General features: G+C 72.5%; 11 protein-coding genes. 4 read left to right on the top strand and 7 right to left on the bottom strand.

Annotated elements, in window-relative coordinates:
- From FA014_RS05975 to FA014_RS05955, 5 genes are all read right to left on the bottom strand, one after another.
- Positions 1-1,012: ADP-dependent glucokinase/phosphofructokinase (locus tag FA014_RS05975; protein ID WP_154728789.1), on the bottom strand; the 1,012-nt coding region annotated here is incomplete at its 3' end.
- Between the two features lie 118 nt (positions 1,013-1,130).
- The gene (locus FA014_RS05970) at positions 1,131-1,997 is read right to left on the bottom strand and encodes a ketose-bisphosphate aldolase (protein WP_154728788.1); all 867 of its coding nucleotides are present in this window, start codon (positions 1,995-1,997) and stop codon (positions 1,131-1,133) included.
- A 58-nt stretch (positions 1,998-2,055) separates the two neighbouring features.
- On the bottom strand, positions 2,056-2,940 hold the full coding sequence (locus tag FA014_RS05965) for a carbohydrate ABC transporter permease (protein WP_154728787.1): 885 nt from the start codon (positions 2,938-2,940) through the stop codon (positions 2,056-2,058).
- A gap of 1 nt (position 2,941) precedes the next feature.
- Positions 2,942-3,925: a carbohydrate ABC transporter permease gene (locus FA014_RS05960; protein ID WP_230322907.1), complete on the bottom strand. Its 984-nt coding sequence runs from the start codon at positions 3,923-3,925 to the stop codon at positions 2,942-2,944.
- A 76-nt stretch (positions 3,926-4,001) separates the two neighbouring features.
- Positions 4,002-5,297, bottom strand: a complete 1,296-nt coding sequence (locus FA014_RS05955) for an ABC transporter substrate-binding protein (protein ID WP_154728786.1) — start codon at positions 5,295-5,297, stop codon at positions 4,002-4,004.
- A 271-nt stretch (positions 5,298-5,568) separates the two neighbouring features.
- On the opposite strand from FA014_RS05955, the gene FA014_RS05950 reads away from it, so the two are divergent.
- The 4 genes from FA014_RS05950 to FA014_RS05935 all read left to right on the top strand — a co-directional run bounded on the left by FA014_RS05950 (position 5,569) and on the right by FA014_RS05935 (position 9,059).
- Positions 5,569-6,381: a DeoR/GlpR family DNA-binding transcription regulator gene (locus FA014_RS05950; RefSeq protein ID WP_154728785.1), complete on the top strand. Its 813-nt coding sequence runs from the start codon at positions 5,569-5,571 to the stop codon at positions 6,379-6,381.
- A 3-nt stretch (positions 6,382-6,384) separates the two neighbouring features.
- Positions 6,385-6,885: an NUDIX domain-containing protein gene (locus FA014_RS05945; protein ID WP_154728784.1), complete on the top strand. Its 501-nt coding sequence runs from the start codon at positions 6,385-6,387 to the stop codon at positions 6,883-6,885.
- Between the two features lie 110 nt (positions 6,886-6,995).
- The gene (locus FA014_RS05940; protein WP_154728783.1) at positions 6,996-8,726 is read left to right on the top strand and encodes a DUF222 domain-containing protein; all 1,731 of its coding nucleotides are present in this window, start codon (positions 6,996-6,998) and stop codon (positions 8,724-8,726) included.
- Positions 8,727-8,861: 135 nt separating this feature from the next.
- Positions 8,862-9,059, top strand: a complete 198-nt coding sequence (locus FA014_RS05935) for a hypothetical protein (protein WP_154728782.1) — start codon at positions 8,862-8,864, stop codon at positions 9,057-9,059.
- 18 nt (positions 9,060-9,077) lie between these two features.
- On the opposite strand, the gene FA014_RS05930 is transcribed toward FA014_RS05935, so the two are convergent.
- On the bottom strand, positions 9,078-9,620 hold the full coding sequence (locus FA014_RS05930; protein ID WP_154728781.1) for a TetR/AcrR family transcriptional regulator: 543 nt from the start codon (positions 9,618-9,620) through the stop codon (positions 9,078-9,080).
- Positions 9,617-10,207 carry a sugar O-acetyltransferase gene (locus tag FA014_RS05925; RefSeq protein ID WP_154728780.1) on the bottom strand — a complete coding sequence of 197 codons (591 nt, stop codon included), beginning with the start codon at positions 10,205-10,207 and terminating at the stop codon, positions 9,617-9,619. The genes FA014_RS05930 and FA014_RS05925 overlap by 4 nt, the downstream gene beginning before the upstream one ends.
- Positions 10,208-10,239: the final 32 nt, after the last annotated feature.

Here is a 10,239-nt window from a genome sequence, read left to right as displayed (position 1 = left end):
CGGCGTAGTGGTCGACGGTGAAGTCGTCGCCGTGCAGGTACCGGGTGCTCGCCATGGTGATGCCCCCGCGCAGCGCCGCGCGCAGCTCGCCGGCGCCCGGCCCGGCCGCGAGCGCCCAGTACCGCGTGTGCACGACGAGCGCCCGGGCGGGCACCGCGGCCCGCAGGTCGACCAGCGCCTTCGCGACGTCCGCCGCGTCCAGGAGGTCGACCGTGCGGCCGATCCACGCCTGGAGCTCGTCCTCGTTCATCGCCCACGCGTCGACGCGGCCGGCGAGGGCGTCCCGCACGTCGGCGCGCAGGGCGGGCACGTGGTACCCCGCGTCCTCGAAGTAGGCGAACGACCCCGGCGCGCGCCCGTCCAGCGCCGCGGCGACGGTCGCCAGCCGGTCCGCCAGCAGCGCGCGGTCCTGGATCACGTTGAACCCCGACACGAGCGTGACGTCCGCGGCGGCCACCGCGTCGCCGAGCCCCGGGTGCAGCACGAGCTCCAGGTTCGGCGGGTCGTTGACGTAGATGAGCCGGTTCGGGTGCGCGGCCACCACGTCCTCGCCGGCCACCCGCACGGGCGACGCCGCGGGGTACTGCACGATCAGGTGCGGGTCGGTGGTGTCCCGGTCCGCCGAGCACAGGTAGGTCGTGGACGCCGGCAGCAGCCGCCGGACGTCGTCGTCGATGCTCACCAGGTGCACCAGGGCCGGCAGGTCCCGGACCCGGTCCATCGCGATGGCGGCGCGCACGCAGGTGCCGCCCAGCGTCACGCGGCGCTCGAACCGGCGCGCGAACGCCTCGACGATCTCGGACGACGCCACGAACCGCTCGCCGCCGACGCCGTCCCGGACGAACCCGAGCAGCGACCGCAGCAGGTCCCGCTCGCTGAGGATCGGCACCCCGGCGTCCAGCTCGTCGGCCCGCAGGCCCCACTCGGCGGCCAGCCGGGTCAGCGTCGCGGGGTCCCAGTCGATCTCGTAGTCGACGGTCCCCCCGAGCCCGAGGACGTAGCGCGTGCCCATCTGCCGCTCCTTCGCGGTCCGTGCGGTTGTGCGGTGCCGGTGGTGGCCGGCGGTGGTGGTGCAGCCCGGTCCGGGCCGGGGTGTGCCGACCCGGACCGGGGCGTGGGTGGGGCCGGCCTCAGTACAGGTCGGCCTTGCCGGCCGCGTCGAACAGCTCGATCTTCTGCGCCGCGACCGCGTTCATCGCCTCGATCGCCGGCGGCTGGATGGTGTTCGGCTCGCGGAGCGTCAGGTCCGCCAGGACCTCCCGCATGCGGTCGTGGTACGCCACCTTGATGTCGCTGGAGATGTTGATCTTGTTCACCCCGAGCTTCACCGCGCGGCCGATCTCGTCGTCCGGGTTCCCCGAGCCGCCGTGCAGGACGAGCGGGATGGGCAGCCGGGCCTTGATGTCGGTCAGCAGGTCGAGCTTGAGCTCCGGCGTGAGCCCCTTCGGGTACAGGCCGTGCGCCGTGCCGATGGCGACCGCGAGGCTGTCGACGCCGGTGCGCCGCACGAAGTCCACGGCCTGCTCGGGGTCGGTGTAGATGATGTCCGACACCGCGACGCCGGCCTCGGCCTGCTCGTCGAGCTTGCCGATCGTGCCGAGCTCGCCCTCGACCGAGACGCCCACCGCGTGCGCGGCCTCGACGACCCGGGCGGTCAGAGCGACGTTCTCCTCGTACGGCAGCATCGAGCCGTCGATCATCACGGACGTGAAGCCGATCTGGAACGCCCGGAGCATCTGCTCGTAGGTCCCGCCGTGGTCCCAGTGGATCGCCACGGGCACCGACGCCTTGTGCGCGCGCTGGATCAGCGCGGGCAGGACGTCGTGGCCGATGTGGCTGACCTCGTCGGGGTGGATCGCGACGATCAGCGGCGCGCGCCGCTGCTCCGAGACGTCCACGACGCCGTTGAACATCGCGTAGTCGCTGATGTTGAACGCCGGCACCGCGAAGCTGTGCTCGTTCGCGACGGCCAGCAGGTCCGCGCCGTTCATCAACATGGGGTGACTCCTCTTTCGTGTCGGGTCGTGCGTCGTTGCCGTGCCGTGGCCGAGGTCGTCAGACCTTGACCGCCCCTGCCGTCATCCCACCGATGAAGTACCGCTGGAAGAACAGGAAGAGAACGAGGACAGGAATGCACCCGAGAATGCTCATCGCCATCATCTCGTTCCAGTTGTACGAGTGCTGGCCCATGAGCAGCTGGATGCCGATCGGGACGGTCCGCATGTCCTCGGTGCGGGTGAGCGTCAGCGCGAAAAGGAACTCGTTCCACGCGATCATGAAGGTGTAGATCCCGACCGAGACCAGGCCGGGCACCGAAATGGGGACGAGAATGCGCCACAGGGCGGTGAGCGGCCCGGCACCGTCGACCTTGACCGCCTCGTCGAGCTCCCGCGGGAGGGTGTTGAAGTACCCCGTCATCATGATGATCGCGTAGGGCAGCGTGAACACCATGTACGTGAGGATCAGGCCGGGATAGGTGTTGTAGAGCCGCAGCGCCACCACGAGGCCGAAGTACGGGATCAGCAGCGTGATCGGCGGGACCGCCTGGACGCTGACGATCATCACGTTGATGACCTTCTTGCCGCGGAACTCGTAGCGGCTGAACGCGTAGGCCGCGAGCACCGCCACCAGCAGCGTCAGCAGCGTCACCGCGCCGGCCACGAGGTACGAGTTCCCGAAGAACCGGAGCTTCACGGGGTCGGTGAGGATCGACGTGTACGCGTCGAACGAGAAGCCCTCGGTGACGAGCCGCGGCGGCGAGGCGAAGATCTCCGGGTTCGCCTTGAACGAGCTGGACAGCATCCACAGCACCGGGAGGCCGGCGAACAGCGCGCCCAGCGTCAGCGCGATGAGCACCAGCGCCTTCTGCCCGGTCTTCGCGGGCGGGCGGCGCAGCTGGGGCGAGCCGGCGCGGACGGGGGTGGGGGTCAGGGTCGCCATGTCAGTCACGCGCCTTCTGGTGCCGGACGTAGAAGAATGCGAGGACCATCGACAGCAGCAGCACGACCACCGCGGACGCGGACGCCACCGAGAACTCGTAGCGGCTGAACGCGAGCTTGTAGGTGAAGGTGCTGAGCATCTCGGTCGCGTTGATGGGCCCGCCGCCGGTGGTCATCCAGATCAGCGCGAACTGCTGCGTGGTCCAGATGAAGTCCAGCAGCGCCATCGAGATGATGATCGGGCGGAGCTGCGGCAGGGTCACGGCCCGGAACTGCTGGACCGGCGTCGCCCCGTCCACCCGGGCCGCCTCGTACAGGTCCTTGGGGATGCCCTGCAGGCCGGCCAGCAGGCTGATCATGAAGAACGGGTAGCCGGACCAGATGTTGATGAACGTGACCGCGGCGAGCGCCGTGCTCGGGTCCGCGAGCCACTCGGTCTGGCCGCTCGTGAGCCCGAGCGTGCCGAGCAGGTAGTTGACGACGCCGTTCGGGTTGAGCAGCAGCCGCCACAGCACGGCGATGATCGCGACCGTGAACAGCCACGGCAGCACGTAGATCACCCGGAAGAAGGCCTTGGTGCGGTGGCTCAGCAGCGGGGTGTTGAGCAGCATCGCGAAGCCGAGGCCGATCGCGAAGTGCGCCACCACGCTGGACACGGTGAAGACGAGCGTGTTGCGGACCGCGGTGTAGAACACCGGGTCACTGAGCACCTCGGCGTAGTTGGCGAACCCGACGAACGCCGAGTTCTTCGTGGTGATCACGCCGTCCAGCAGCGAGTACCAGATCACCATGACGATCGGCGTGAGCATGAGGATCGCCATGAGGACGCCGGTCGGCGTCAGGAACCCGTAGGGGGTGAGCCGGCGCTTGAGCCGCGCCCACCCGGGACGGGCGGGCGGCTGCTCGGGCGGCGCCGTGCGGTCCGGGCCGGGCGCTCCGCCGGCGGCGGGAGCGACCACGGGTCGCTCGACGTGCGAGGTGAACACTCTCGGTCCTCCTTGACCGGGGACCACGCCGGGCGGGTTCAGGGGTGCCCGCCCGGCGCGGTCGCTCTGGGGTCGGTCAGAACTCGCTCTCCCACTGCTCCTGAGCAGCGGCGAGCGCGTCGTCGACGCTCTGGTCGCCGTTGAGGGACTTCTGCAGCTGCTCGCCGAGCTGGCGCATCAGCTCCTCCGCGACCGGCAGACCCGTGAACTCGTTGGCCGGGTAGCCGTCCTGGTAGATCTCGAACGCCGTGGCGAACAGCTCGTTGTCCTCGACGAAGTCCGGCACCGACTCCGTGTTGCCCGGGAACGCGTTCGCGATCGACGACAGCTTCGCGTTGGTCTCCTCGCTCATGAGGAACTCGACCAGCTTCATCGCCTCGGCCTTGTGCTCCGAGTTCTCCGCGACGCCGATGCCCCACGAGGCGTAGGGGATGCCGCGCTCGCCCGTGTACCCGTCCTCGGCCGGGATGGCGGAGATCGAGAAGTCGAGGTCGGGGTTGGCCTCCTGGATCGTGGTCACGTGGGCCAGGGAGTCGATCATCATGCCGACCCGGCCGTTGGTGAACTCCTCGACCTTGTCCTGCTCCTTCATCGTGAAGGAGCCCGGTGCCACGACACCCGCGTCCCACAGGTCGGCGACGAACTGCACGCCGCTCTCGACGTCGGGGTTGCCGGTGAGAGCCGGCTGGCCGTCGTCGAGCATCGAACCGCCGGACGCCCACACCCACGACATGACGTCGTTCTGCACGCCGTTGGGCGCCTCGAGGGACAGCGGCAGCACCCAGCCGTAGGTGTTGTCGCCCAGCGCCGTGATGCCCTCGGCCGCGTCCTGGAACTCGGTGCGGGTGCTCGGCGGCGCGTCCACGCCGGCCTGGGCCAGCAGGTCGTCGTTCGTGAACATCGGGTACACGAAGTTGACCACCGGGATCATGTAGGTCGAGCCGTCCACCTGGACCTGGCTGACCAGCTGGCCGTCGTCGAACCCGTCGTCCGCCATCAGCGCGGACAGGTCGGCGATCGCGCCCTGCTTGGCGAAGTCGCTGACCCAGGCGCCGTCCAGGCCGACGACGTCGGACATGGTGCCCGCGGCCGCACCGGCGAGGACCTGCTCCTTGGTCGACGCGTACGGGCCGCTCAGCAGCTCGACGGTGATGCCGGGGTTCTCGTCCTCGAACGTGTCCATCAGCTCGCGGAACGCGCCGTCGGGCAGCTCGGGCTCCCACCACTGCGCGAACTCGAGCGTGACGTCGCCGTCGTCCGACCCGCCACCGACCGCGGCGTCGCCGCCGCTGCCGCACGCGGTCAGGACCAGGGCCGAGGCCCCGGCGATGGCCGCGGCACTGAGGTACCGCATCCGAGCTCCGTTGCTCATGACTCTCCCTCCGGGATGCCGCTTTGTGCGGCTGAGTGCGCTTCTCTGCGTGTTTGAGCACGGTAGTGCGGGTCTCTGCGGCCGTCAAGGGCACGTCCATGCGCGTGATCGCACCGAGACCTGACCGTGCCGCCCGTGCCGCACGGGCGCCGTACCGGGCGATCACGGGACGAACCGGCCACCATCAGCGCCGACGGCGCAGTGCGTGACCATGCGGTAGGTTTCCGCGACTTCCTGCGGGACCACGCGTTTTTGTGCTAGATGTGTCTCCATGTCGTCTTCCGACACCGCACCGCGCCGCCTCCCGGCAGGGCGCAAGGCCGAGCTCGCCGCGTACGTGACCGAGGCGGGCGAGGTCACCGTGGCGCAGCTCGCCGAGCGGTTCGACGTCTCCGCGGACACCATCCGTCGCGACCTCGACCAGCTCGACGCCGACGGGGCGCTGGTGCGCACCCACGGCGGGGCCGTCGGCCTCAGCACCGCGCCGAGGCCGAACACCGAGCTCGACGTGCGGATGCGGATGCAGACGCAGGCCAAGGAGCGGATCGGTGCCCGGGCGGCCGCGCTGGTCCGGGACGGGCAGGCGATCATCGTCAACGCCGGCACGACCACGCTCGCCCTGGTCCGGGCGCTCGGCGAACGGCGGGACCTCACCGTCGCCACCAACAGCCTGCGCGGCGCGACCGAGCTCGCGCCGTCCGCCTACCGCGACCTGTACGTGTTCGGCGGCAGCGTGCGGATCACCGACCAGGCCACCCTCGGCCCGGTGCGGCTGCCCGCCTGGACCCACCAGCCCGAGGTCGACATCCGGTGCGACCTGGCGCTCATCGGCGTCGGGGCCGTCTCCGCCGACGTCGGCTACTCGACGAGCAACCTGGTCGAGGCGTCGATGATGGGCGACATGATGGACCGCGCGGACCGGGTCGCGGTGCTCGCCGACTCGTCGAAGTTCAGCCGCCGGCTGTTCGCCCAGATCGCCGAGCTCGGGCGCGCCGACTACCTCGTGACCGACGCCCCGCCGCCCGCCGACCTCCGCGCCGCGCTGGACGAGGCCGGCGTCGAGGTCCTGCTCCCGGAGGGCTGAGCCGTGGCCGCCGCCGCGTCCGCCCGCACGAGCGCGGGCCTCCTGCTGCACCGGCCGGCCGCGGGCGCGCCCGGGACGGACGGCCCCGAGGTGCTGCTCGGGCACATGGGCGGCCCGTTCTGGGCCCGCAAGCCGCACGCGTGGACGGTGCCCAAGGGCGAGCCGCTGCCCGGCGAGGACCCGCACGCCACCGCGCTGCGCGAGTTCGCCGAGGAGGTCGGCGTCCCCGCGCCCGACGGGACCGACGTCGACCTCGGCGAGGTCCGGCAGCGCGCGGGGAAGGTCGTGCGGGTGTGGGCGCGGGCCGGCGACCTGGACCTCGACGCGCCCCGCGGACCGGTGAGCGAGGTGACCGTCGACTGGCCGCCCCGCAGCGGGCGCACGGTCACGTTCCCGGAGCTGGACGAGCTGCGGTGGGTGCCCGTGGCGGAGGCGCGCGACCTGGTCGTCGTCGCGCAGGCGGAGCTCCTGGACCGGCTGGTCGCGCACCTCGCGACGGGCTGAGGCGCGCGGGGGGCGGGCGGCGAGTCCTGCACAGGGCGCGGGCCGTGCGTGGTCCCCAGGGAAGCGCTCGGTCGGGGCGCCGTGTCGGTGGCGGCCGGTAGCGTTCTTGCATGGCTGACCTGCAGGAACACCCCGACGGCGACGCGCTCGCCGGCCTGGTGCTGCCGGTCTACGGGCCCGACGGTGTCTGCCTGACGGACTACGGGCCCGACCCCGTGGCGGCGTTCGGTGGGGCGCCGCGGACGGGTGAGCAGCGGCAGGTCGAGGCGATCGCCGCGTGCCCTCCCGGGCCCGTGCTGGACGCGTGGTTGCGCGGTCTGGACCTGACGGTGCTGGCCCCGGCGATCCTGGTGGAGGTGGTGGCCGCGCGGGCGCGGATGGAGGCCCACCAGCACGCCGCGATGCTGGACGCGGTCGCCGAGCTGGCGACCCGCCCCGAGATGCTCCCGCAGTGGTCACCGATGGCCGGTGCCCCACCCACGCAGGGGTGCGTGGCGGGCGACGAGCTGGCGATGCGGCTGGGGTGGTCGATGATGACCGCGAACAAGGCGGTGCACCGGGCGCTGGTCCTGGGCAGCGTGCTCGCCGCGACCCGCGAGGCGCTGGAGACCGGCCACATCGACGCCGGCAAGGCCGAGGTCCTGGCCGCCGGGCTGACCGACCTGCCGTACCAGGCCGCGCACGCCGTGGAGGACACGGTCCTGCCCGACGCCCACCAGTGCTCCCGCAGGCAGCTCGAGCAGCGCGTCGCCCGCGAGGTCCGCCTCGCCGACCCCGACGGCGAGGCGGGCCGGCACACCCGGGCCCGGTGCACCCGCCGCGTGACCCGACCCCGGCGACGCCCGCACGGGATGGCCGCGATGTGGGTGGTGCTGGCGGCCGAGGACGCCACCCGGGTCGACGGGGTGCTGCACCACGCCGCCCGCACCGCCAAGGCGCTCGGCGACCCGCGCACCCTGGACCAGCTCCGAGCCGACGGGCTGCGCGACCTGGTCGTCGGGGACGTCCCCGAGTCCGACGGTCCCGCGTTCGAGGTCCACCTCGACCCACCCCCACCGGTACCCACCCAGCGGCGGGCGTCGAGGCGGTACCCGGACACCACCCGCGGTGCGCCCACCCGACCGGCCGAGCCCATCCCGACCGCCACGCTGATCCCGGTCGGCGACCCGGCTCCCGGCACCGCGCCGCACGAGCCCCCACCGACCGCGCCTGCGCCGAGCGTGCCGGTCCCGGGCGCGGCCGCGTCCGACCTCGCGACCGCCGCCCCGCGCCGCGGCTGCACCCGCTGCACCGGCCGCCCCGGCGCCGAGGTGCGGGTCACCATCGCCGCCTCCACCCTCCTGGGCCTGGACGACCACCCCGCCGACCTCGACGGCTACGGCCCCATCGACGCCGTCCGCGCCCGGGCGCTGGCCGACGGCGGCGTCTGGCGGCGCATCGTCACCGACCCCGTCACCCACCAGGTCCTGGACGTGGGACGCCAGCGCTACCGACCACCAGCCGGGCTCGCGGAGCTCGTCCGCACCCGCGACAGAACCTGCGCCGCACCCGGCTGCACCGTCCCGGCCCGCAGCACCGACCTCGACCACACCATCGAGTACCACCCGCAGCCCGGGGACCCACCCGACACACCCCTCGGCAGAACCGACGCCGACAACCTCGGCCCGCTCTGCCACCGCCACCACCGCCTCAAGACCGACGGCGGCTTCCGGCTGCGCCAGATCCAACCCGGGCTGTTCGAGTGGATCACCCCCACCGGCCACCGCTACCTGGTCCGCCCCGGCACCGGACGCACCCACGACGCCACCACCGACCCGCACGACGCACCACCGCCGTTCTGACCCGCGCACGGACCGGCCCACCCGGCCCACCCTCCGGTGGCCCTCGGTCGTCCTCGGTGGACCTCGGTGGCCCTCGCGGGCGGTTCACGGCACGCGCACCGGGGCGTGTCAGTGGTCGGTCGTACGGTTCGGGGCATGAGCAGGCGGGCGATCGACCACGAGCGACTCCGGGAGATCCACGCGCGGTTCTCGGCGACGCCGCCGCCGCGCACGGTCGCGGAGCAGGACGCCTACCACCGGCTCGAGGCCGAGCTCATCGAGGCGATGGGCCTGACCCGGGACGAGTTCGAGCGGATGTCCGCGACGTACGCCCAGCTGCGCCGCGCGAGCTGACCCGCGACGGCCCGGGCCTCAGCCCGTCCCCGCCACCCGCCGCACCCCGGCCTCGACCGCCGCGTCGTCACCGGGCCCGGTGTCGAGCGCGCGGTGGATGCCGAGCCCCTCGACCAGCGCGTCCAGCGCCCGGGCCGTCGTCGGGTCGAACCAGCGCTCCAGCGAGGTGCGGCTCCGCGCCATCCACGCGGTCGTGAGGTCCCGGTACCCCGGGTCCCGCGCCGCGAGCGTGTAGAGCTCGTGGCTGAGCACCAGGTCGCGACGGTCGACCATCACCTCGCCCCGGACGTACGCGACGAGCGCGTCGACGGCGGCCGCCCGGTCGGGTGCGGCGGCCATCAGGGCGTCGAACCGCTCGCCGAACCCCCGGGCGTACCGGTCGAACGCCGCGCGGAGCAGGTCGTCCAGCCCGTCGAAGTGGTACGTCATCGACCCGAGCGGCACGTCCGCGGCCGCGGCGACCTTGCGGTGCGAGGTGCCCGCGACCCCCTCGGCGGCGAGCACGTCGAGGCACGCCTCGACGATGCGGTCGCGCCGGCCCGGGTCGTGGCGTCGGGTCATCGGTCGATGTTCTCCCGGATGACCCGCGCCGGGTTCCCGACGGCGACGACGTTCGCCGGGATGTCCCGGGTGACGACCGAGCCGGCACCGATGACGGAGTTCTCGCCGATCGTGACGCCCGGGCAGACGATGACGCCGCCGCCGAGCCACACGTTGTCGCCGATCACGATGGGCTTCGCGCCCTCGAGCTTGTCCTTGCGGGGCTGCGGCTCGACCGGGTGGATCGGCGTGAGGAGCTGGACGTTCGGGCCGATCTGGCAGTCGTCGCCGATGTGGATGGTCGCGACGTCGAGCGCCGTGAGGTTGAAGTTCACGAAGGTGCGAGCGCCCACGTGGATGTTCTTGCCGTAGTCGACGCGCAGCGGCGGGCGGATGCCGGTGCCCTCGCCGAGCGTGCCGAGCAGGTCGGTGAGGATCGCGCGGGCCGCCTCGTCGTCGAGCAGCGCGACCCGGCCGTACGCCTCGGCGAGCCGCGCGGACCGCCGGGTGAGGTCCTCGATCTCCTGGTCGGCGATGTACAGGTCGCCCGCCAGCATCCGCTCGAGGTTGGTGCGCGGGTCGTCGGCGAAGTAGTCGGTCGTGGTCATGCGGACGATCGTACGCATCGACGCGTACGTCC

It is taken from the genome of Cellulomonas hominis, assembly GCF_005239125.1.
GTDB classification, from domain to species: Bacteria; Actinomycetota; Actinomycetes; order Actinomycetales; family Cellulomonadaceae; genus Cellulomonas; species Cellulomonas hominis_A.
Note: the sequence above shows the minus strand (reverse complement) of the source record. Positions and strands in the feature narration are given on the sequence as shown.

Excerpts from the sequence above, each read along its gene's own strand:
- FA014_RS05970 (WP_154728788.1), bottom strand. The coding sequence starts at position 1,997 with ATGTTGATGAACGGCGCGGACCTGCTGGCCGTCGCGAACGAGCACAGC.
- FA014_RS05965 (WP_154728787.1), bottom strand. The coding sequence starts at position 2,940 with ATGGCGACCCTGACCCCCACCCCCGTCCGCGCCGGCTCGCCCCAGCTG.
- FA014_RS05955 (WP_154728786.1), bottom strand. The coding sequence starts at position 5,297 with ATGAGCAACGGAGCTCGGATGCGGTACCTCAGTGCCGCGGCCATCGCC.
- FA014_RS05950 (WP_154728785.1), top strand. The coding sequence starts at position 5,569 with ATGTCGTCTTCCGACACCGCACCGCGCCGCCTCCCGGCAGGGCGCAAG.
- FA014_RS05940 (WP_154728783.1), top strand. The coding sequence starts at position 6,996 with ATGGCTGACCTGCAGGAACACCCCGACGGCGACGCGCTCGCCGGCCTG.
- FA014_RS05935 (WP_154728782.1), top strand. The coding sequence starts at position 8,862 with ATGAGCAGGCGGGCGATCGACCACGAGCGACTCCGGGAGATCCACGCG.
- FA014_RS05930 (WP_154728781.1), bottom strand. The coding sequence starts at position 9,620 with ATGACCCGACGCCACGACCCGGGCCGGCGCGACCGCATCGTCGAGGCG.
- FA014_RS05925 (WP_154728780.1), bottom strand. The coding sequence starts at position 10,207 with ATGACCACGACCGACTACTTCGCCGACGACCCGCGCACCAACCTCGAG.